General features: G+C 72.8%; 22 protein-coding genes. 10 read left to right on the top strand and 12 right to left on the bottom strand.

All coding sequences use genetic code 11. The features are described from left to right. Window positions 1-37 precede the first annotated feature (37 nt). Window positions 38-1207: a xylose isomerase gene (gene xylA / locus OIE69_RS16655; protein WP_326572711.1), complete on the top strand. Its 1170-nt coding sequence runs from the start codon at window positions 38-40 to the stop codon at window positions 1205-1207. Window positions 1208-1260: 53 nt separating this feature from the next. Beyond that, complete coding sequence (locus OIE69_RS16650) at window positions 1261-1758, top strand: GNAT family N-acetyltransferase (RefSeq protein ID WP_326572710.1); 498 nt, start codon at window positions 1261-1263, stop codon at window positions 1756-1758. 209 nt (window positions 1759-1967) lie between these two features. Here the strand turns inward: OIE69_RS16650 and OIE69_RS16645 are convergent, their stop codons facing one another. Both OIE69_RS16645 and OIE69_RS16640 read right to left on the bottom strand, forming a co-directional pair. Next, window positions 1968-2813 carry a hypothetical protein gene (locus tag OIE69_RS16645; protein WP_326572709.1) on the bottom strand — a complete coding sequence of 282 codons (846 nt, stop codon included), beginning with the start codon at window positions 2811-2813 and terminating at the stop codon, window positions 1968-1970. 351 nt (window positions 2814-3164) lie between these two features. Continuing rightward, window positions 3165-4502, bottom strand: coding sequence for a hypothetical protein (locus OIE69_RS16640; RefSeq protein WP_326572708.1), 1338 nt, complete (start codon window positions 4500-4502; stop codon window positions 3165-3167). A gap of 336 nt (window positions 4503-4838) precedes the next feature. Here OIE69_RS16640 and OIE69_RS16635 point away from each other — a divergent pair, with 336 nt between their 5' ends. Beyond that, window positions 4839-6287 carry an ABC transporter permease gene (locus OIE69_RS16635; RefSeq protein WP_326572707.1) on the top strand — a complete coding sequence of 483 codons (1449 nt, stop codon included), beginning with the start codon at window positions 4839-4841 and terminating at the stop codon, window positions 6285-6287. A gap of 48 nt (window positions 6288-6335) precedes the next feature. Beyond that, a complete protein-coding gene (locus OIE69_RS16630) occupies window positions 6336-7022 on the top strand; it encodes an ABC transporter ATP-binding protein (protein WP_326572706.1) in 687 nt (228 codons plus the stop codon). A 58-nt stretch (window positions 7023-7080) separates the two neighbouring features. Here OIE69_RS16630 and OIE69_RS16625 read toward each other — a convergent pair whose 3' ends face one another. Then, window positions 7081-7593: a hypothetical protein gene (locus OIE69_RS16625; protein ID WP_326572705.1), complete on the bottom strand. Its 513-nt coding sequence runs from the start codon at window positions 7591-7593 to the stop codon at window positions 7081-7083. A 161-nt stretch (window positions 7594-7754) separates the two neighbouring features. On the opposite strand from OIE69_RS16625, the gene OIE69_RS16620 reads away from it, so the two are divergent. Further along, window positions 7755-8765: a LacI family DNA-binding transcriptional regulator gene (locus OIE69_RS16620; protein WP_326572704.1), complete on the top strand. Its 1011-nt coding sequence runs from the start codon at window positions 7755-7757 to the stop codon at window positions 8763-8765. Between the two features lie 15 nt (window positions 8766-8780). Here OIE69_RS16620 and OIE69_RS16615 read toward each other — a convergent pair whose 3' ends face one another. From OIE69_RS16615 to OIE69_RS16600, 4 genes are all read right to left on the bottom strand, one after another. Continuing rightward, complete coding sequence (locus tag OIE69_RS16615; RefSeq protein WP_326572703.1) at window positions 8781-9896, bottom strand: serine hydrolase domain-containing protein; 1116 nt, start codon at window positions 9894-9896, stop codon at window positions 8781-8783. A gap of 122 nt (window positions 9897-10018) precedes the next feature. Beyond that, window positions 10019-10354 carry a hypothetical protein gene (locus OIE69_RS16610; protein WP_326572702.1) on the bottom strand — a complete coding sequence of 112 codons (336 nt, stop codon included), beginning with the start codon at window positions 10352-10354 and terminating at the stop codon, window positions 10019-10021. Beyond that, window positions 10347-10991, bottom strand: coding sequence for a peptide-methionine (S)-S-oxide reductase MsrA (msrA, locus tag OIE69_RS16605; protein WP_326572701.1), 645 nt, complete (start codon window positions 10989-10991; stop codon window positions 10347-10349). The genes OIE69_RS16610 and msrA overlap by 8 nt, the downstream gene beginning before the upstream one ends. Next, window positions 10988-12028, bottom strand: a complete 1041-nt coding sequence (locus OIE69_RS16600; protein ID WP_326572700.1) for a hypothetical protein — start codon at window positions 12026-12028, stop codon at window positions 10988-10990. Before OIE69_RS16600 ends, msrA begins: the two co-directional genes overlap by 4 nt. 66 nt (window positions 12029-12094) lie before the next feature. Here OIE69_RS16600 and OIE69_RS16595 point away from each other — a divergent pair, with 66 nt between their 5' ends. Next, complete coding sequence (locus OIE69_RS16595; RefSeq protein ID WP_089224298.1) at window positions 12095-13249, top strand: cystathionine gamma-synthase; 1155 nt, start codon at window positions 12095-12097, stop codon at window positions 13247-13249. 1238 nt (window positions 13250-14487) lie between these two features. Here OIE69_RS16595 and OIE69_RS16590 read toward each other — a convergent pair. The 3 genes from OIE69_RS16590 to OIE69_RS16580 are packed head-to-tail and all read right to left on the bottom strand — an operon-like array spanning window position 14488 to window position 15718. After that, a complete protein-coding gene (locus OIE69_RS16590; protein WP_326572699.1) occupies window positions 14488-14730 on the bottom strand; it encodes a hypothetical protein in 243 nt (80 codons plus the stop codon). After that, complete coding sequence (locus OIE69_RS16585; RefSeq protein ID WP_326572698.1) at window positions 14727-15191, bottom strand: sigma factor-like helix-turn-helix DNA-binding protein; 465 nt, start codon at window positions 15189-15191, stop codon at window positions 14727-14729. Before OIE69_RS16585 ends, OIE69_RS16590 begins: the two co-directional genes overlap by 4 nt. Window positions 15192-15223: 32 nt before the next feature. After that, window positions 15224-15718 carry a MarR family winged helix-turn-helix transcriptional regulator gene (locus OIE69_RS16580; protein WP_018561348.1) on the bottom strand — a complete coding sequence of 165 codons (495 nt, stop codon included), beginning with the start codon at window positions 15716-15718 and terminating at the stop codon, window positions 15224-15226. A gap of 232 nt (window positions 15719-15950) precedes the next feature. Here OIE69_RS16580 and ilvA point away from each other — a divergent pair, with 232 nt between their 5' ends. The 3 genes from ilvA to OIE69_RS16565 all read left to right on the top strand — a co-directional run bounded on the left by ilvA (window position 15951) and on the right by OIE69_RS16565 (window position 19141). Beyond that, window positions 15951-17111, top strand: coding sequence for a threonine ammonia-lyase (gene ilvA / locus OIE69_RS16575; RefSeq protein WP_326581205.1), 1161 nt, complete (start codon window positions 15951-15953; stop codon window positions 17109-17111). 213 nt (window positions 17112-17324) lie between these two features. Next, window positions 17325-18287 carry an ATP-binding cassette domain-containing protein gene (locus OIE69_RS16570; protein ID WP_326572697.1) on the top strand — a complete coding sequence of 321 codons (963 nt, stop codon included), beginning with the start codon at window positions 17325-17327 and terminating at the stop codon, window positions 18285-18287. Further along, window positions 18284-19141: an ABC transporter permease gene (locus OIE69_RS16565; RefSeq protein WP_089224294.1), complete on the top strand. Its 858-nt coding sequence runs from the start codon at window positions 18284-18286 to the stop codon at window positions 19139-19141. Before OIE69_RS16570 ends, OIE69_RS16565 begins: the two co-directional genes overlap by 4 nt. Window positions 19142-19226: 85 nt before the next feature. Here OIE69_RS16565 and greA read toward each other — a convergent pair whose 3' ends face one another. Together greA and OIE69_RS16555 are read right to left on the bottom strand one after the other, a co-directional pair. Continuing rightward, the gene (gene greA / locus OIE69_RS16560) at window positions 19227-19724 is read right to left on the bottom strand and encodes a transcription elongation factor GreA (protein ID WP_018561352.1); all 498 of its coding nucleotides are present in this window, start codon (window positions 19722-19724) and stop codon (window positions 19227-19229) included. A gap of 180 nt (window positions 19725-19904) precedes the next feature. Further along, window positions 19905-20315: a DUF4307 domain-containing protein gene (locus OIE69_RS16555; RefSeq protein ID WP_326581203.1), complete on the bottom strand. Its 411-nt coding sequence runs from the start codon at window positions 20313-20315 to the stop codon at window positions 19905-19907. Window positions 20316-20422: 107 nt separating this feature from the next. Between OIE69_RS16555 and mca the strand changes: the two genes are divergently transcribed. Continuing rightward, window positions 20423-21295, top strand: a complete 873-nt coding sequence (gene mca / locus OIE69_RS16550; protein ID WP_089224292.1) for a mycothiol conjugate amidase Mca — start codon at window positions 20423-20425, stop codon at window positions 21293-21295. Window position 21296: the final 1 nt, after the last annotated feature.

The following is a 21296-nucleotide window of genomic DNA, read 5'->3' as shown; positions in this document are numbered from 1 at the left end:
AATTTGTTCAGTGGTCTTACGAATAGGAGCCGCCGCGATGAGTTTCACCCCCACCCCCGAGGACAAGTTCACCTTCGGTCTCTGGACCGTCGGCTGGCAGGGCCGCGACCCCTTCGGCGACGCGACCCGCCCCGCCCTCGACCCCGTCGAGAGCGTCAACCGACTGGCCGAGCTCGGTGCGTACGGCGTCACCTTCCACGACGACGACCTGATCCCCTTCGGCTCGGACGACACCGCGCGCGAGGGCCACATCAAGCGGTTCCGCCAGGCCCTGGACGCCACCGGCCTGAAGGTGCCGATGGCCACCACCAACCTCTTCACGCACCCGGTCTTCAAGGACGGCGGCTTCACCGCCAACGACCGCGAGGTGCGGCGCTTCGCACTCCGCAAGACCATCCGCAACATCGACCTCGCCGCCGAGCTGGGCGCCAAGGTCTACGTCGCGTGGGGCGGCCGCGAGGGCGCCGAGTCCGGTGCCGCCAAGGACGTGCGGGTCGCCCTCGACCGCTTCAAGGAGGCCTTCGACCTCCTCGGCGAGTACGTCATCGAGCAGGGCTACGACATCCGCTTCGCCATCGAGCCCAAGCCGAACGAGCCGCGCGGCGACATCCTGCTGCCGACCATCGGCCACGCGCTGGCGTTCATCAACGAGCTGGCCCACCCCGAGCTCGTCGGCCTCAACCCCGAGGTCGGCCACGAGCAGATGGCCGGGCTGAACTTCCCCCACGGCATCGCCCAGGCGCTGTGGCACGGCAAGCTCTTCCACATCGACCTCAACGGCCAGACCGGCATCAAGTACGACCAGGACCTGCGCTTCGGCGCCGGCGACCTGCGCTCCGCGTTCTGGCTGGTCGACCTGCTGGAGACGGCCGGCTACGAGGGCCCGCGCCACTTCGACTTCAAGCCCCCGCGGACCGAGGACATGGACGGCGTGTGGGCGTCCGCCGCCGGCGGCATGCGCAACTACCTCATCCTCAAGGAGCGCGCCGCCGCGTTCCGCGCCGACCCGGCCGTGCAGGAGGCGCTGAAGGCCTCCCGCCTGGACCAGCTGGCGCAGCCGACCCTCGGCGAGGGCGAGACCCTGGCCGGCCTGCTCGCCGACCGCGGCGCCTACGAGGAGTTCGACGCCGACGCCGTCGCGACCCGCGGGTCCGCCTTCGAGCAGCTGGACCAGCTCGCCATGGACCACCTGCTCGGCACCCGCTGAGACCGCGGGAAACAGGGTTGCCGCCGGGTCCGTCCCGGCGGCACCCTGCGGGGGTGATCGAACTGCGCGTGCTCACCCCCGACGACTGGCCGCTCTGGCGCGAGCTGCGGCTCGCCGCGCTTGCTGACGCGCCGCACGCCTTCGGCGCCCGGCTCGCCGACTGGCAGGGCGACGGCGACCGCGAGGAACGCTGGCGCGACCGGCTCGCCCTGCCCGGCTCGTACAACCTGGTCGCGCTCGTCGACGGCAGGCCCGGCGGCATGGCCAGCGGCGTCCCCGGCGAACTGCCGGACAGCGCCGAACTGATCTCCATGTGGGTGGCGGGCGAGGCCCGCGGCCGGGGCGTCGCCGACCTGCTGATCCGGGCCGTCGAGGAGTGGGCCCGGGGCACGGCGGGCGCCGCCCTGCTCCATCTCGCCGTCGCGGAGGGCAACGCGGTGGCGACGGCGCTCTACGTGCGCAACGGCTTCGCGGACGACGGGGGGCCCGGCGGGGTCATGCCGGACGGCCGGCCGGAGCGCGTCATGACGAAGCGGCTCGCGGCGGCGTAGCGTTCCCGCGGATCACCGGGCGAAGGCCTCCGGGGCCGGGCCCGGTCCGGGGAGGATCTCGTCGAGACCCGCTGCCCAGGACGATGCGGCTGACCTTCAGGCCGGTGCGGCCGAGGTGTGTGTACCTCATCGGGTACCGGCGAACGCCTTCGAGCGGGCTCACGGCACGGGCGTTCCCGGCGGGGGCCGGGGGTTCGGGCGTGACGGCGTCATGCCGCTTCGGCCAGGCACTCCCGGCAGGTGGCCGGGGCGTGCCCGCGGAAGGGGCGCTCGCAGGAGTCGCAGGCCTGCCAGGGGACGGCCGCTCGGGGCGGCGGCGCGGCGGCGGGCGGCTCCCATGCGCGCAGGCGGTGGGCGAGCAGGCCGGCCGGACGGTGGGTCAGGGTGGAGGGCAGGTCCGCGGCGAGGGCCTCGGCGATGCGCCGGGGCTCGGCACCGAGGCGGAGCCACGCGGCGACACCGGGGGACAGGCGGGCGATGTCGCGCCGGGAGAGCAGCAGGCGGGAGTCGCGCACGCGGAGGGAGGCGAGGACGGCCTCGGCGGCTTCGCCGAGGGCGTCCTCACCGAGGGCGTGCGCGCCGGGAGCCGTGTCCGGCACGGCCTCCTGGGCTGCGCCGGGGGCTTCCTCGGAGGCTTCGGCCGGGGCGGGTCCGGGTGCGGGTGCGGGCGCGGCTGCGGGGCCGTCCGGCGCCGCCGGTGTGTCCGCCCTCGGCACGTCGTGGACATAGGTCCGGGTGCGGATCCGCCCGTTCTCCTCGCGCACCACGACCCGCTCCAGGAATCCCTCCGCCTCCAGCTCGTTCAGCGCCCGGGCGAGTCGCTCCCTGCTCTCCGTGAAATGCGCGCGCAGCGCGTCGATGCTGACGGGCACGCCGTCCGGGACGGAGAGGAGATAGGCGCCGACGCCGACCGTGACCGCGCTGCCCGGGCGCTGGGCGAGGCGGTTGGAGAGGATCGTGAAGTTCGCCGTGAGGCGGCGGCGTACGTGGACCACGCCGGCCGCCGGAGTCCCGGCGCGGGTGCCTGAGGGCGCACTAGAATGGGTGTCAGCCATGGGGAAGGGTTGTCTTCCTTAACTGGTCAGGCCCCGGCCGGGATTGCCGTCCCCGCCGGGGCCGTCGTGTATGCGGTGTCGTCTGCGGCGACCATACCGCCCCTTCCCCGCATGCTCGGCCCATATCACCTGATCAGGTGATGGGTTGGGGCAGGGGGGAGTCCCAGTCCTTCTCAAGACGGTCCTTGAGGGGTCCGCTGCGCCACCGGCCCCCGGCCGCCGCCATCCCGTACCGGACCACCGGCCCCCGGCCGCCGCCATCCCGTACCGGACCACCGGCCCCCGGTGCTCCGGCGTCCGGTGCGTTCCGCCCCGGACCCGCGGCGGGGGGGAGGTGCCCCGCCGTGCCGCTCAGGCCGCCTGACCGTCCACGACGCCCCTGGCGAAGTCCGCTCGCAGCCGGGCGAGTTCGGGGTCCGGCACCGCGCGCGCCCAGGCGTCGGGAAGCCCGCGGACGGTGTGGTTCTTGGTGGTCGCGGCACTGTAGGTGGCCGTGCAGGTGAGCGACACGGTTCCGGAGGGCTTCATCTTCCGCTGGAAGGTGCAGGTCTTCACCTTGCGGCCGTCGAGGGTGATGGCGATGCTGATCTCCGCGTAGACGGGGTCGTCGGAGGCCTCCTCGTCGCCCAGGCCTTCGTAGACCGAGTTCTGGAGGGTGAACCGGGCCGTGCAACTGCTGTTGCCGCAGGGGGAGAAACGGGCCTTCCCCGTGGTGCTGAAGTTGACCGCCGGGTCGACGGCGGACTTCAGGGCGGAGAGGTCGCGGTCGTAGGCGGTCGTGAACGTCTCGCGATCGGCGCCGGTGAGCGCGCCGACCGTGGTGTCCAGGCCGTCGGGAAGGGGCAGCGGGCCCGAGGCGGCGGGGGAGTCGTCGGCGGCGAGGCGCAGCAGGGTGCGGGGGACGGAGTCGCTGATCCAGAAGCGGCCGTTGGCCGTGGTCAGCACCTTGACGGGCCGTCCGGCGACCCTGGAGGACGTGATGGCGTCCGGGCGTCCCCGGTCGGCGGCGTCCCGCAGCAGGTCGGAGACGTTGGCCGGGTCCAGAGGGGTCGTCAGGTCGTCGATCTCGGGCAGGTCGGCGGAGGAGTCCATCCAGCGGCCGTCGATCCGGTCGAGGAGGTCGCCCGCGTACCCGCGGTCCTTCCAGTACGCCTTGCCGGCCTTGGTCAGACGGTGGTCGTCGGTGGTCAGCAGCCGTACCGTGGCGCCCTCGTCCTGCAGCGAGCCGCGGCCCCAGCCGCCGGGCGTGGTCTGCAGGTCGAAGGGGGTGCTCGCCCCGCTGTCGAGGGCGAAGTCGCCCCGGTAGGCGACGACCTGGGTGTTGCTCATGGTCTCCGCGGCCTCCCGCAGCATGCGTTCGGCCTCGGCGGCCGGGTCCTTGGGCGCGGTCGCCGACGGGCCCTTGCCGTCGCCGGAGCCGTCACCGCCCCAGGGCGCCCATATGAGGAGGCCGGCGACCAGGGCCGCGGTGGCGAGCCCGGCCACGGCCAGCAGCGGGCCGCGTCGGCGGGGCGGAGTCGGGTGGCCGGGGTGCGGCGGGTACCAGGGCGCTCCCTGGTAGGCCTGGGGCTGCGGGGGATACGGCGGCGCCGGCGGGGGCGGCGGTCCGAAGCCCCCGCCCCCCGTGCCGCCGCCGGTTCCGTGACCGGGGCCCCAACCGCCGCCGCCCCACGGCGTTCCGTCCGTCATATGCGCGTCTCCCCACCTCGTGCGGCCACTCGTGCCCCCGCCGATGTCCCGCCGATGTCCCCGTCAGGACGTTCCCCGCCAGGCGCCGACTTCTGATCCGGCCCGCGTCCCCGCCCCGGCCTTCCGCACAGCCTCGGCAGGCCCGGCCCGTCGGGCGTACGGCCGGTCCAGGGCAAGGTACTGCAGTGGCCGCGGGGCCCCGGCGGAGGGGTTTCTCATGCGGCTCTCATCGGCCGCTCAGGCTCCCATCACGGCTGGTTCCTACGGTCGCGGCAGCGGGGTGGGAGGCATGGTCCTCCCCCCGCTTCCCGTTCTCCCGACCCGGCGAGGAATCGCATGTTCTTCACGTATCTCCGGCGCGAACTCCGACGCCGCAGAAAGGCGGCGCTCGTCATCGCGATGGGCCTCGCACTGGGCATCGCCCTGGTGATCACCGTCAACTCGGTGTCGGCCGGCATGACGCAGGCCCAGGGCAAGGTGCTGGAGTCGCTGTACGGCCTGGGCACCGACATGACCGTCACCAAGGCCGCCGACCCCGACTCGGCCTCCGCCGAACGGCCGCGCTTCCAGTTCGACGCGCGCGGCGACGAGAAGGAGCAGAGCAGCGACCGGGTCATGGTGCAGGGCTTCCAGTCGCTGAAGTCCTCGGTCGTCGACCAGGTCTCCGGGCAGAACGGGGTCAAGGACGCGGTCGGCGGGCTCAGCCTGGTCGTCATCAAGGTCAACGGACAGTTCCAGCGCGGTGAGTTCCAGCAGGCGCCGGGCAGCGGCAACCGGCAGCGTGGCGGCGGCGGCCAGCCGCAGGGCTCGGTGCGGGGCGGCGGCGCCAACTTCGACATCAACAACTTCACCGTCTTCGGCACGGACGTCGCGCACCCCGGCCTCGGCCCGCTGACCTCGTCGAAGATCACCTCGGGGAAGACCTTCACCAGCGCGCAGGGCAACGCCAAGGTCGCCGTGCTCGACAGCGCGTACGCGAAGCAGAAGAAGCTGACCGTCGGCAAGACGCTCACGATCTCCGGCACCAAGTTCGAGATCATCGGCATCGCGACCGCCGACAGCGGCTCCTCCTCCGCCAACGTCTACATCCCGCTCCAGCAGGCGCAGACGCTCGCGGACGCCAAGGACAAGGTCACCACGATCTACGTCCAGGCGAGCGACTCCCAGAAGATCGGCTCCGTCAAGTCCGCGATCCAGAAGAACGTCTCCGGCACGACGGTCACCACCTCCTCCGACCTGGCCTCGACCGTCTCCGGTTCGCTGTCCACGGCCTCGAACCTGGCGACCGACGTCGGCAAGTGGCTGTCCATCGCCGTCCTGATCGCCGCCTTCCTCGTCGCGGGGCTGCTGACCTCTTCCGCGGTCTCCCGCCGGGTGCGTGAGTTCGGCACTCTCAAGGCGCTGGGCTGGAAGAGCGGCCGGGTTACCCGCCAGGTCATGGGCGAGGCGATCGTCAACGGTCTGATCGGCGGCGCCCTGGGTATCGCCCTGGGCCTCGGCTGCGCCTACCTCATCACCACGATCAGCCCCACGCTGGACGCGACCGTCGGTGGCGGCGGGAGCGGCGGCGGAGGGGGCGGCCTCGGTGGCCCCGGTGGCTTCGGCGGCCCCGCCCGGCGCGCGGCCGGTGACGCCGTCGAGATCGCCCTCCAGGCGCCGGTCAGCGTCAACACCATCGTCCTGGCGGTGGTCCTGGCGGTCGCGGGCGGCCTGGTCGCCGGGACCTTCGGCGGCTGGCGGGCCTCGCGGCTGCGTCCCGCGGACGCCCTGCGCCGCGTCGAGTAGTCCGCACCCGCCCCCCGCCCTTCCCTTCAGGACTTCAGGAGTCACCTCATGTACAAGCTGAGCGGCGTGACCAAGCGCTACTCGCGCGGCAAGGACGTCGTGGACGCGCTGCGCGGCGTCGACCTCGTGATCGAGGACGGCGACCAGATCGTCATCCAGGGCCCGACCGGCGGCGGCAAGTCGACGCTGCTGCAGATGCTCGGGGGCCTGGACCGCCCGACCGAGGGTTCGGTGGAGCTGGACGGCACCGACCTGGCCCGGCTGAGCGAGGCCCGGCTGACCAAGGTCAGGTCGCAGAGCATCGGCATCATCTTCCAGAGCTTCAACCTGATCCCGACCCTGACCGCCCAGGAGAACGTCGAGACCGCCCTCGTCCCGCTGGGCGTCAGGGCCTCCGAACGCCGTACCCGCGCCGCCGAGGCCCTCGCCTCCGTCGGCCTCGGCGACCGACTGCACCACCTGCCCGGTGAGTTGTCGGGCGGTCAGCAGCAGCGCGTGGCGATCGCCCGGGCACTGGTGAAGCGTCCCAAGGTGCTGCTCGCGGACGAGCCCACCGGAGCCCTCGACGAGGGCACCCGCGACGAGATCCTCGCCCTGCTGGACGGGCTGTGGAAGGAGTACGGGCTGACCTTCGTCATGGTCACCCACGACTCGGCCGTCGCCCGGCGTGCGACCCGCGTCGCCACCATCAAGAAGGGCCGGGTCACCGTCACCGAGCGGACCCCCGCGGCCTGAGCACGCCGCGCCCCTCGCCCGCGGCTCCTGGCGCCTGTCGCCGGGGGCCGCCCGGCGTTCAGTCCGTGACGCCCAGGTCCTCGCGCATCAGGCGCTGCATCGTCCGCAGCAGCGGTTCGGCGTCCCTCAGGGCCTCCAGCGCGGTCCGCGGGCTCTCGCCGTCCGCGGCGAGGCCGCGGTCGAGGCGCTTGGCCGCGGCGTCCGCCGCCGCCAGGACCCGGTTGACGTCCCGCGAGGCCGCCAGGACGCGTTCCGGGACGATCATCTGCGCCTCGGCGTACCGGTCGCGGTAGTCGCGGCGGGACTCCTCGACGAGGTCCCGCTCCTCGGCGGTGTAGACCCCGTCCCTGATCCGGTGCAGGGCGTCCTTGAGCAGCGTGTGGAACTGCCGCGAGGCCCGGTTCATCGCCGTGTACGCCTCCCGCCGCTCCCCGAACCGGCGCAGCCGCTCCGTCTCGGCGGCCTCCGCCCGGCGCCGCCGGTCGTCGCCGCGCTGGGCGAGCACGGGCGCGAACAGGGTGCCGAGCACACCGACGACGGCGGTGATCATCGCGCCGAGCGTGGCATTCATGGTCCGCTTCCTATCCCGCCCGGCGGGACGGCGCAAGAGACGGACGGTCCCCGGGTGGTGTTTGTCGAAGCGCTTCGACACTTGTCTGGACAGGGATATCAAGGTCCCGGTAGCGTCAGTGTCGAAGCGCTTCGACACTTTCGGGGAAGACGGAGATCCGGATGGCCACACTCGCCGAGGTAGCCCGCCACGCCGGGGTCTCCGCCAGCACGGTCTCGTACGTCCTGAGCGGCAAGCGGTCGATCTCCGAGGGCACGCGCCGGAGGGTCGAACGGAGCATCCAGGAACTCGGCTACCACCCGCACGCCGGCGCGCGAGCGCTGGCCAGCAGCCGCTCGAACATCATCGCCCTCATGGTGCCGCTCCGTACAGACATGTACGTGCCCGTCATGATGGAGATCGCGATGGCCGTCGCCACGACGGCCCGTCAGCACGGCCACGACGTACTCCTGCTCACCGGCGAGGAGGGACCCACCGCGGTCCGCCGGGTCGCGGCCAGCGGACTCGCCGACGCGATGATCCTCATGGACGTCGAGCTGGAGGACGAGCGCATCCCGCTGCTGCGCGCCGGGGACCGGCCCGCCGTGCTCGTCGGCCTGCCCGCCGACACCGCCGGACTCACCTGCGTCGACCTCGACTTCGCCGCCACCGGCGCGCTCTGCGCCGACCACCTCGCCGACCTCGGCCACCGCTCCGTCGCCGTCGTCGGCGAGGCCGCCGCGGTCTACCAGCGTCACACCGGCTTCGCCGAACGCACCCTCCAGGGCCTGCGCTCCCGGGCCGCCGCCCGCGGCATCCGGCTCATCCACCGTCCCTGCGAGGGTGGTTACGAGTCCACCGCGGGCACCCTCTCCCGCATCTTCGAGGAACGGCCGGACACCACCGCGCTCGTCGTCCAGAACGAGTCGGCCATCGTCCCCCTCCTCGCGCTCCTGCGCCAGCAGGGCCGCGCCGTGCCCGAGGACCTCTCCGTCGTCGCCGTCTGCCCCGACCAGGTGGCCACCCAGGCCACCCCCCAGCTCACCTCGGTCGCCATACCCGCGCAGCAGATGGGCCGGCACGCGGTCGAACTCGTCATCGCCAAACTGGGCGGCAGCCCGACGGAGGAGGTCCGCCTCCTCGGCCCCGAACTCACGGTGCGCGCGAGCAGCGGCCCGGCGCCGTCCGCCTGACGCCGGGCGGCCGGCTCAGCCCTTGCCCGCCCGCACGCCCTGGAGCCCGTCGTAGGCGGCCATCACGAGTTCCAGGCCCCGGGTGTCGTCCGCGGGCTCGCGCATCTGGTTGGTCACGTACGCCACCGCCATGCGGGCCTCGGGGTCGACCATGACGAGCGAGCCGCCCCAACCGCCCCACCCGAGGGAGTTGCCGAACAGCCCGTAGCCCAGCCCCCAGCGGACCGGCATGCCCAGGCGGCGGTCCTCACCGCTGAACTGCTCCTCCCGCGCCCGGTCGCAGCCCGCCCCTGACAGCAGCCGCACCCCGCGCACCGTTCCGCCGCAGGCCACCGCCGACTGCACGAGGGCGACCGAGCGCGCGTTGCCGAAGCCGCTCGCCGCGGGGATCTGCGCGCGACGCCAGGCCACGCTGTTCCCGTCGCGGAGCCGCACGGCGGTGCCGGGCGTGGAGGACGCGCCGGCCCCGGGCGCGCTCGCGGCGTAGTCCTCGTCCCGGGACGGCGGGGGGACGGCGAGCGCCACCCGCCCGTCGTGCTCGGCCGGCAGCCCGATGTGGAAGTCGGCGCCCAGCGGCCCGGCCACCTCCCCGGCGAAGAACTCGCCCACGCTCCGCCCGGTGATGCGCCGTACGACCTCGCCCACGAGATACCCCTGGGTGAGCGAGTGGTACCCGGCCGCACTCCCCGGTTCCCACTGCGGGGCCGGCGCGGCCAGGCGCGCCGTGGCGGCCTGCCAGTCGTAGAGCTCGTCGATCGGCCCGTCCCAGTCGGGCAGCCCCGCGGTGTGCGAGAGCAGGTGCCGCACCAGCACCTTCTCCTTGCCCGACGCGGCGAACTCCGGCCAGTAGCGGGCGACCGGCGCGTCCGGATCGAGATCGCCGCGGTCGGCCAGGACCAGCGCGCACAGCGCGGTCATCGTCTTGGTGACGGACCAGACCCCGGTGATCGTGTCCCGCTGCCACGGGACCGTCCGGCCCGCGTCGGCGAACCCGCCCCAGACGTCGACCACCGGCTCGCCGTCCACGAAGACCGCGACGGAGCCGCCCGCGTCCCCCTCGTCCAGCAGTCCCGCCAGCGCGTTCGGCACCGCGGCGAACAGGTCGTCGTACGTCCCCTGGATATCGGCCATGCGCCGTATTAGCGCGTATCGGCCTGCCGGAGGCAATCGAATTTCCCGGGCCCTCGCACGGATCCCATGCGGGTGTACGCGTCCGACACGAAGGGAGCGGAGCGTTGAACAGCCGTGCCGCGTCAGAGCTTCAGGAAGTGAGGCTCCGGCCACGCGGTGATCGGCTCGGACGCCGAGTGGATCTCCAGACGTGAGAGATAGCCACCCTCGGTGAACGCCATCACCCCGGCGTCGTCCGGTACGGCGTACCAGGCGTCTGCAGCCGGATTCCCGTGCACCGGGGCGGGTGGCACAGCCGATTGGTCGACGGTCAGGTCGAGTGTCGCGCAGCCGCAACCGCACCGGCCCGTCACTCGCGCGTGGGGTATCTGGCCACGCAGGGCGCTGCACACCGGATCGGGACCGGCGAGCAGCGCGTTCAGCGTCGCCGTCGCGACCTGCGGGAGGGGCTCAGCCATCGGCCTTCGCGATGCCGACCGGGCAGGAGACGCCCGTCCCCTCGATGCCGCAGTAGCCGCCGGGGTTCTTGTCCAGGTACTGCTGGTGGTACGCCTCGGCGGGGTGGAAAGGGCCCGCGGGGACGACCGCCGTGGTGATGGCGCCGTGGCCGGTGGCGCGCAGGGCGGACTGGTAGGCGTCGCGGGAGGCGAGGGCGGTGGCGTGCTGCTCGGGGGAGTGGGTGTAGACCGCGGAGCGGTACTGCGTGCCGATGTCGTTGCCCTGGCGGTGGCCCTGGGTGGGGTCGTGGGCCTCCCAGAACACCTTCAGCAGTTCCGCGTACGTGACCAGCGCCGGGTCGAAGACGACGCGCACGACCTCCGCGTGGCCGGTGAGGCCGCTGCAGACCTCCTCGTACGTCGGGTTCTCCGTGTACCCGCCCTCGTAGCCGACCAGCGTCGTCCACACGCCCGGCGTCCGCCAGAAGACCCGCTCGGCGCCCCAGAAGCAGCCCAGTGCGAAGTCGGCGACCTCCAGGTCGGACGGGTAGGGGCCGGTGAGGGGCCGGCCGAGCACGGTGTGCCGGACCGGCACCGTGTACAGGGGTGCGGGCCGGCCCGGTATCGCCTCCTCACGGGAGGGCAGGCGCGGCGTCAACGGGTGCGCCCCCGCACGGAGTCCCACTCCAGCCCCGCGAGCGCCTGCGCCCGGTGGGCGGTGTACGACGCGGCAGGATCGGCGTCGTGGGCCCACGGGGCCGCGCCCGCGTAGCCGTCGACGGCGCGGAACTGCTCGACCGCCTCCTGGAAGCGCTCCGCGCGCAGCAGGAACGCCGCCAGCAGGTGCCGCACCACGGGCAGCACCGAGTCGGAGGGGGAGGCGTGCTCGGTGGCGTAGAGGGCGCCGCCAATGGCGCGGGAGACGACCTCGCTCTCGTAGAAGCTGCGCACCAGGATGACGTCCGGCAGGTGCGCGAAGACCTCGAAGAGCGGCAGCGCCGGCAGCAGGCTTCCCTCGGGCGCGGAGGAGGCGGCCCGCTCGGCGAAGTCGCGTGCGGCGTCCTCCGGGAGCCGGGCGAGGGCCGTCAGGTGGGCGCCCATGTGGTGCGGGGCCCGGGAGGTGATCTTCTCCCAGGCGGCGGCGAAGTCGCCGTCGGCGGCGAGCGCGACGATGTACGGCACGGGGTCGCCCGGCGCGAGCAGCGCGGCCTCGTCGGCGACCGTGCGGGCCTCCTCCAGGATCATCCGCACGTCCGGGGAGCCGGCCGGCTCGCGCCGGGCCCGCTGCACCAGGAACGCCGCGTGGACGGCCGCCCCGCCGGCGTCCTTGGCGTCCTCGACCCGCCAGGTGCGCAGCCACGCTCCGCCCGTGCCGGGGGACTGGGTCAGCTCGACCGCCGCGGCTCCCGCCAGGGTCTGCACCCGCTGCCAGCGGAGCTCGCCCTCGACCGGGGTGCCCTTGAGGAGGGCGGCGACCGCGCGCCAGTCCTGGGTGCGCTGGGTCACGGCCAGCGCCTGCGTCAGCTCCTCGTCCGGCCCCGGCAGCCGGATGTCGATCTCCTCCCGGGGCACGAAGCCGTACCGGGCGGGATCGACCGCGGCGACGGCCCGCACGCCGCGGCCGCGCAGCATGCGGGGCACCAGCACGATCGCGGAGATCAGCAGCACGCCGTACAGCACCCACAGGAATTCCATGATGCACAAGCGTACGCGGGCCCGGCAGGCGCGTCCCGGCCCGCGGCTCGCACTACGCTCGGCGGTATGAGCGAGCAGCAGCACCAGAATTTCGAGACCCTCGCGATCCACGCGGGTCAGCCGGCCGACGCCCAGACCGGGGCCGTGGTCACGCCGATCTACCAGGTCTCCACGTACAAGCAGGACGGGGTCGGCGGCCTGCGCGGCGGCTACGAGTACAGCCGCTCCGCCAACCCGACCCGCACCGCGCTGGAGGAGAACCTCGCGGCGCTCGAGGGCGGCCGCCGAGGCCTGGCGTTCGCGTCCGGCCTGGCCGCCGAGGACTGCCTGCTGCGCACGGTACTGAAGCCCGGCGACCACGTCGTCATCCCCAACGACGCCTACGGCGGCACCTTCCGGCTCTTCGCGAAGGTCGTCGAGCGCTGGGGTGTGCGGTGGTCGGTCGCCGACACCTCCGACCCGGCGGCCGTCCGGGCCGCGCTGCGCCCCGAGACCCGGATGATCTGGGTCGAGACGCCCAGCAACCCGCTGCTCGGGATCACCGACATCGCGGCCCTCGCGGACATCGCGCGCGGCGCGGACGCGCGGCTCGTCGTCGACAACACCTTCGCCAGCCCCTACCTGCAGCAGCCGCTGGCGCTCGGCGCCGACGTCGTCGTGCACTCCACCACCAAGTACATGGGCGGGCACTCGGACGTCGTCGGCGGCGCGCTGGTCGCGGCCGAAGCGGGCCTCGGCGAGGAACTGGCCTACCACCAGAACGCGATGGGCGCCGTCGCCGGCCCCTTCGACGCGTGGCTGGTGATGCGGGGCATCAAGACGCTCGCGGTCCGCATGGACCGGCACAGCGACAACGCGGCCCGGGTCGCGGAGCTGCTGTCGCTGCACCCGAAGGTCACCCAGGTCTTCTACCCGGGGCTGCCCGAGCACGCGGGGCACGACATCGCGGCCAAGCAGATGAAGCGCTTCGGCGGCATGGTCTCCTTCCGTGTCGCGGGCGGCGAGGAGGCGGCCGTCGAGGTCTGCAACCGGGCGCGGCTCTTCACGCTGGGCGAGTCCCTGGGCGGCGTCGAGTCCCTCATCGAGCACCCGGGCCGCATGACGCACGCCTCGGTCGCGGGCTCCGCGCTCGAGGTGCCGGCCGATCTGGTGCGGCTGTCCGTGGGCATCGAGTCCGTCGACGACCTGCTGGAGGACCTCCGCCAGGCGCTGGGCGCGTAGCCCTCCGGGGTGCGGCGGGGTTGTGGTTGCGGCCGGTTGTCGTGTGCGGGTTGTTTGCGCCTGCGGCGGGCGGTTTCCCCGCCCGGCGGGCGGTTTCCCCGCCCTCCATCCCTCCCCCAGCCTTCGGCCGGGGGGCCCGCATCCCGGATGGTTGGTGCGGGCCTGCGCGCGTGCGTGGTGGGCCGGGGGCGGGGCCTCCGGGGCTGGGCATTCTGTACCGCATATTTATGTGCATGGCGGGCGGTCAAGGTAGGTGCCGTCTGTGCCGCACAACAAATACACGTCAGCGTCCAGAACGCCCACCCCTCCGACCCCGCCCCCTCCGTTTCGTTGGGCGACCAACGGCCGGTGGGGGGCGATGGGGGGGACCCCTCCCCGCACCGCCGGGAGCTGCCCTCAGCAGGGGGTGCGCGCACCGTGGCCGGGAGTGGCACCTCCCACGGGACGACTGGCGCACCTCGCCCACGGGTGCTCGCAGGGCTTTGCCTATGTCACGGCGACGCCGAAGGCTGCCAGCCGGGCAGATCACGACTAGCCCCGGTGTGGGGACGCACCCTGGCCTCCGGTGGGCGGCCGACCAGCAACCGGGTTCAGTTTTGGGACCACACCGACCGCACCGCATCAGGCCGACCCTGGCCGAGGGCTGAGAGAGGGCAGGAACGCGCACACGACAACGGGCCGCTCAGCAGGGCGCCATACCGCCGGGCATCGGCCCGAGCACTCCCTTCCGGTCCGATCGCGCCGGAACCGGCGCGGGCCTCAGCCACCACCCCCATGGCCGTCGGCGTCGGTAAGACGTGTGCGGCAACCCCGGACCGCCTCACCCCCCTCCGGCCGTCAGTCGCCCCACGATTCGGAGGGGGCGGGGGAGGTGGGGGCACCCCCGGCCGAAGGCTGGGGGAGGGTGGATGTTCTGGACGCTGCGGGATATTTGTGTGCGGCATCCGGGGCTCGGACATGGACCGCCCGTCATGCACGTAAATAACCCAGTCCAGGACGTGCAGCCCCGGAGGCCCCGCCCCCGGCCCACCACGCACGCGCGAGGCGGTCACTGACCGCGCCGGATGGGGGTCCCCCCGGCCGAAGGCTGGGGGAGGGAGGGAGGGCGGGAGAACCGCCCGCCGCAGGCGCAGACAACCCGCACACGACCAACCGGGCAGCCCGGGGCACCCGGGCCGCAGGCGCAGACAACCCGCACACGACAACCGGGCCGCACACACGACGTACCCCGGACCGGGTCACCACCCGCCAGGGGTCGTGTCGAGCGGTTCCGCCGCCGGCCACCACAGCGCCGCGAGGACGAGCGCGACGACGACCCCCACGACGAGCAGCGTCCACAGCACGGCGTGCAGCACGCGGCGCCGGGCCAGGACGCGGCGGCCGCGTTCCGCGGCGCGCGGGGCGAGGTCCACGGGGACGCCGGGGTGCGGCCCGTCGAGCAGCCGGCGGACCTCGTCCTCCTTGCGGTCGTACGGGCTCATGACGCGGCCTCCCGCACCCGGGGCGCCGCCCCGCCGCGGGGGCGGCGGCTGCGCAGGGCCGCGGTGGCCCGCAGGGTGATCGCCCGTACGCGCTCCGAGGGCAGGCCGAGCTGCGCGGCGGCCTGATCCTCGGCGATGCCCTCGTACAGCCGCAGCACGATCACCAGCCGCTCGCGCACCTTGAGCGTCCCGAGCACCCCGCCGCGCGGGCGCCGCCACCAGGGCCGGTGGGCGAAGCGGCGGACGATCTCGGCGCGGGTGAAGGCGTACGGGTCCTCGCCGCGCATCCGGAACCAGTCGGCGTAGGTGCGCGCCAGGGCGGCGCAGAGCAGTTCGGTCCCCTCGGTCCTGTCCCCCGTCAGCAGGACGGCGATGTGCAGCAACCGCCCTGCCGCGCCCGCCGCGAAGGCCTCGAACTCGGCTTCGCGCAGGCGCTCCGCTGCCTCCCGGCGCTCTCCCACAGCGCCATGGGACGGCAGACGGCGACCTCAGGTCAAGAGTTCTGCTCGTCTCCCTGCGTGACGGACGAGTGGTACTGCGCCAGCGCGGAGTTGAACCGGCCGAGGAGGTCGGTGAAGGACTCGCGCTCCTGGGGCGTCCAGTCCTCGGTCACGACCTCCATGAGCCGCTGCCGCGAGCTGCGGACCTCCTCCAGGCGCGAACGCCCGCGCGGGGAGAGCGCGAGCACGACCGCCCGGCCGTCCTCGGGGTGGGAGGTGCGCTTGACGAGTCCGCTGTCGACGAGCGGGGCGACCTGCCGCGTGACGGTGGACGAGTCGATGCCCATGCCCTCCGCGAGCGCCTTCACGCCCATCGGGCCCTCGTTGTCCAGGCGGTGGAGCAGCAGGTACGCGGCCCGGTCCATGGAGTTGCGGGCCTTGCCGACGCCACCGAGGCGCGTCTGTTCCGCGCGGCGGGCGAAGAGCGCCACCTCGTGCTGCAGGCGCTCCAGGAGGTCGGTCGTGATCTCCGAGGGGGGAATGGGCATGGCCGGAAGCTCGCGTTCTGTCGGTCCTGCGAAGGTTGGGAGAAGAGTACGCGGAGAGCGTCATCCCGGGACCCCGCCGCGGAAAACTCCTCGGTCGGTCCGGGCGCCGGCCACTGCTGCAAGACTGGGGACCATGGAAAGCCCCGCAAGTCAGGCCCGTCGCACGACCCGCGCGACGGTGGCCGCGCGGCCGTCTCCGGTCACCATCGACGATGTGCGCGGCGCGCACAAGATGCTGTCCGGCGTGGCCCGTGTGACGCCCATGGAGGGCAGCCGGCACCTGTCCCGTCTTGTGGCCACGCCGGTGCACCTGAAGTGCGAGAACCTGCAGCGCACGGGCTCGTTCAAGGTGCGCGGCGCCTATGTGCGGATCGCCGGTCTGCGGCAGGAGGAGCGCGCGGCGGGCGTGGTCGCGGCGAGCGCCGGCAACCACGCGCAGGGCGTGGCGCTGGCCGCGTCGCTGCTCGGGGTGCGCTCCACCGTCTTCATGCCGTCCGGCGCCCCGCTGCCGAAGGTCGCGGCGACCCGCGACTACGGGGCGGAGGTGCGGTTGCACGGGCACGTGTTCGATGAGACGCTGCGCGCCGCCCAGGAGTACGCGGAGGAGACGGGCGCGGTCTTCATCCACCCCTTCGACCACCCGGACATCGTCGCCGGGCAGGGCACGGTGGGTCTGGAGATCCTGGACCAGTGCCCGGAGGTGCGCACGATCGTCGTGGGGATGGGCGGCGGCGGGCTCGCGGCCGGTGTGGCGGTGGCGGTGAAGTCGGTGCGTCCGGAGGTGCGGGTCGTCGGCGTGCAGGCGGCGGGCGCGGCCGCGTACCCGCCGTCGCTGGCGGCGGGGCGGCCGGTGGCGCTGGACTCGGTGGCGACCATGGCGGACGGGATCAAGGTGGGCCGCCCGGGGGAGGTGCCGTTCTCCATCGTCCGGGATCTGGTGGACGAGGTGCGCACGGTCAGCGAGGACGAGCTGTCCGCCGCGCTGCTGCTGTGCCTGGAGCGGGCGAAGCTGGTGGTCGAGCCGGCCGGGGCGAGCCCGGTGGCGGCGCTGCTGTCGCGGCCGGAGTCCTTCGACGGGCCGGTGGTGGCCGTGCTGTCCGGCGGCAACATCGACCCGCTGCTGATGGAGCGCACCCTGCGGCACGGCATGGCGGCCGCCGGGCGCTACATGTCCTTCCGGCTGCGGCTCACGGACCGGCCGGGGGCTCTGGCGGCACTGCTGGAGATCCTTTCCGCGAGTGACGCAAACGTGCTGGACATCGCGCACGTCCGCACGGATCCTCGGTTGGGGCTGACCGAGGCCGAGGTGGAACTGCACCTGGAGACCCGCGGCCCCGAGCACCGGGCGGCCGTGGCGGAGGCGCTGCGGACGGCGGGGTACGTGCTGCTCTGAGTCCGTTCGGGCCGGATTGTCAGTGGCGTGCGGCATGGTGGAGTCGGGTGTCGTGGACGCGGGACGGCGCGTGAGGGCGGAGCGCGAATAAATCCGCTTGACGCGATATATCGCGTCTGGGATGCTCGCGACACATCGTGGTGCGCAGCCGCGTGGCCGTGTGCCGCACCCCACAGTCCCCATGCACCCCAAGCCCCGAATCGGAGACATCGCATGCCAGGCGCCATCCATGCCGAAGGTCTGGTGAAGACCTTCGGCGACGTACGGGCACTGGACGGAGTGGACCTCGACGTCCCTGAGGGGACCGTCCTGGGCCTCCTCGGCCCCAACGGGGCCGGGAAGACGACCGCCGTGCGCGTCCTGACCACCCTGCTGCAGCCCGACAGCGGCAAGGCGGTCGTGGCCGGCATAGACGTGCTGAAGCACCCCAACGAGGTACGCCGGCAGATCGGCCTGTCCGGCCAGTTCGCGGCGGTCGACGAGTACCTGACCGGCCGCGAGAACCTGCAGATGGTCGGCCAGCTCTACCAGATGAGCGCCAGGGACGCGAAGGCCCGTGCGGCGGAGCTGCTCGAGCGCTTCAACCTCGCCGACGCCGCCGACCGCACGGCCAAGACCTACTCCGGCGGCATGCGGCGCCGGCTCGACCTGGCCGCCGCGCTGGTCGTCAGGCCGCCGGTGATGTTCATGGACGAGCCGACCACCGGCCTCGACCCCCGCAACCGCCTCGCGCTGTGGGAGGTCATCCAGGACCTGGTCGCCGGCGGCACCACGCTGCTGCTCACCACGCAGTACCTGGAGGAGGCCGACCACCTCGCCCACGACATCTGCGTGATCGACCACGGCAAGGTCATCGCCCGGGGCACCTCGGACGAGCTGAAGGCCCGGACCGGCGGCGAGCGCGTCGAGGTCGTCGTCCACGACCGCGACCACCTGGTGACCGCCACCGAGGTGCTGGGCGGCTTCGGCAAGGGCGAGACCACCGTCGACAACCACACCCGGCGGATCACCGTCCCCGTCTCGGGCGGCGCCAAGCTGCTCGCCGAGGTCATCCGCGAGCTCGACACCCGCGGCATCGAGATCGACGACATCGGTCTGCGCCGGCCCACGCTCGACGACGTGTTCATGTCCCTCACCGGCCACGCCGCCGAGGAGAAGGAAGAGGAGTCCCAGTGACCACGGTGACCGACGCGGTCTCCACCAGCGCGCCGCGCACCTCCAACCCGATCGTGCAGTCCGTACGCGACTCGCTGGTGGTCGCCCGGCGCAATCTGATCCGCATGCTGCGCATCCCCGAGGTCGTGATCTTCGGCCTCGTGCAGCCGATCATGTTCGTGGTGCTGTTCAGCTACGTCTTCGGCGGCTCCATGAACGTCGGCGGCTCCACCAGCCCCGCGCTCTACCGCGAGTTCCTGATGGCGGGCATCTTCGCCCAGACCGTGACCTTCGCCACCGCGGGCGCCGGCGCGGGCATCGCGGACGACATGCACAAGGGCCTCATCGACCGCTTCCGGTCGCTGCCCATGGCCCGCGGCGCGGTGCTCACCGGCCGCACGCTGGCGGACCTGGTGCAGACGGCCCTCACGGTCGTGGTGCTCGCGATCGTCGCCGTGCTCGTCGGCTGGCGCGTCCACGAGGGCCTGCCCAAGGCGCTCGCGGCGTTCGGCCTGCTGCTCCTGCTCGGCTACGCCTTCTCCTGGATCGGCGCCCTGATCGGCCTGTCCGTCCGTACCCCGGAGGCGGCCACCTCGGGCGGTCTGATCTGGCTGTTCCCGCTGACGTTCATCTCGAACGCCTTCGTGGACTCCAACCAGATGACCCCCTGGCTGCGGCACATCGCCGAGTGGAACCCGTTCAGCGCCACCGTGCTGGCCTGCCGGGAGCTGTTCGGCAACCTCCCGCCCGGCTACCAGACGCCGGACGTCTGGCCGATGCAGCACCCGGCGCTCGCCTCGGTGCTGTGGTCGATCGTGATCATCCTGGTCTTCCGCACCCTCGCGGTGCGCAAGTACCGCTCGGCGACCGCCTGATCCCCGGCCCGCGGGCGCACGCCCGCGGCACGCAACGAGCCCCCGGCCGTGAGGCCGGGGGCTCGTCCGCGTTCCGGGGGCGGCGTCAGCCGCTGTGCGGCTTGGCGTCGAGGATCTTCACCGAGGCCTTCCTGCCGTTCGGGAGCTCGTACGAAGCGTCCTCGCCGATCTTCTTGCCGTTCACACCCGCGCCGAGCGGGGACTGCGGGGAGTAGGTCTCCAGCTCGGAGGAGACGTACTCACGCGAGCCGAGCAGGAACTTCAGGGTGTCGTCCGGGTCGCCGTCGAAGGCGATCGTCACGACCATGCCGGGCGCCACCACGCCGTTGTCCGCCGGGGCCTCGCCCACCTTGGCGTGCTGCAGGAGCTGCGTCAGCTGGCGGATCCGGAGCTCCAGCTTGCCCTGGTCCTCGCGCGCCGCGTGGTAGCCGGCGTTCTCCTTGAGATCGCCTTCCTGGCGGGCTTCCTCGATCTTGGCGACGATCTCGGCGCGTGCGGGACCCGACAGATGCTCCAGCTCGGCCTTGAGCTGGTCGTACGCCTCCTGGGTCAGCCAGGTGACGTTCTCGCTGGTCTGGGTCACAGGTGCTCCTCGTCGGTACTCGAACTCGCTTGCTTACAAATGAACGCCCTACCCAGAAAGATGCGTCTTCGCGGGAGGGCGAAACCACGAGCGTAACAATTCCCCCCGACAAAGGGCGAGAGGGAAATCATCAGGACGCCATAGACCCAGGTCACGGGGCGAATGGCCGGGCAGGTCGGATCAGTCGGCGGGTTGGCAGCCGACCAGTTCCGCGGAAGTGCCGCGACTCGTGGTGCGAATGGTGACGACGGTGTCGATGCGACTGGTGTGCTGATTGAGGCGAACATCCTTACGGCCGACCTCGCCGTGGTCCTCGGCGAGCGAACGCAGGGTGCACACCGCCGTGACCCCGGCGTCCTTGCGCACCTCGATGTGGACCTGGACCTCCTGGTCGGCGACGACCTTGAACTTGATCACCTCGGCGCTGACCTCGCTGCCGGTGAGCTTGTCCCAGCCGATCCAGCCGACGAACAGCAGCAGGACGACACCGAGCACCGAGCCGACCAGCCGCAGCCTGCGGTCCGCGCGCGCGTCGGCGCCGGCACCCCGCCCGTACCGTCCCTCGGGCAGTCCGTCGCGCACCGCGCTCATCATCCAGTCCTCCCGGGGGCCCGGGGAATCCCGCCTTGGAATCAAACAGCCCCTCGCTTCGGTCACTATAGAAGCCGCTACCTACGACCCATGACTGAGGACCGACCTTGACCGAGCAGCTGCGACTGATGGCCGTGCACGCACACCCCGACGACGAGTCCAGCAAGGGCGCGGCCACCATGGCCAGGTACGTCTCCGAGGGGGTCGACGTCCTGGTCGCCACCTGCACCGGTGGCGAGCGCGGTTCCGTGCTCAACCCCAAACTGCAGGGCGACAAGTACATCGAGGAGCACATCCACGAGGTCCGCGCCAAGGAGATGGACGAGGCGCGCGAGATCCTCGGCGTCCGTCAGTCCTGGCTCGGCTACGTCGACTCAGGGCTCCCCGAGGGCGACCCGCTGCCCCCGCTGCCCGAGGGCTGCTTCGCCCTCCAGGACGTGGACGAGGCCGCGGGCACCCTGGTGAAGCTCATCCGCGAGTTCCGCCCGCACGTGATCACCACGTACGACGAGAACGGCGGCTACCCGCACCCCGACCACATCATGACCTACAAGATCTCGGTGGTCGCCTTCGACGCCGCGGGCGACCCGGAGCGCTACCCCGAGGCCGGCGAGCCGTGGACGCCGCTGAAGCTCTACTACAACCAGGGCTTCAACCGGCAGCGGACCGTCGCCCTGCACGAGGCGCTGCTCGCCCGCGGGCTGGAGTCCCCGTACGGCGAGTGGCTGGAGCGCTGGCAGACCGCCGACCGGCCGGAGCGCAACATCACCACGCACGTGCCGTGCGCGGACTTCTTCGAGATCCGGGACAAGGCGCTGCTCGCGCACGCCACCCAGATCGACCCCGACGGCTCCTGGTTCCACGTCCCGATGGAGCTCCAGAAGGAGGTCTGGCCCACCGAGGACTACGAGCTCGCGCAGTCCCGGGTGGACACCTCCCTCCCCGAGGACGACCTCTTCGCGGGCATCCGGGAGAATTGAG

It is taken from the genome of Actinacidiphila glaucinigra, from assembly GCF_035918135.1.
GTDB lineage: Bacteria > Actinomycetota > Actinomycetes > Streptomycetales > Streptomycetaceae > Actinacidiphila > Actinacidiphila glaucinigra.
This window is presented reverse-complemented; position numbering and strand designations above follow the sequence as displayed.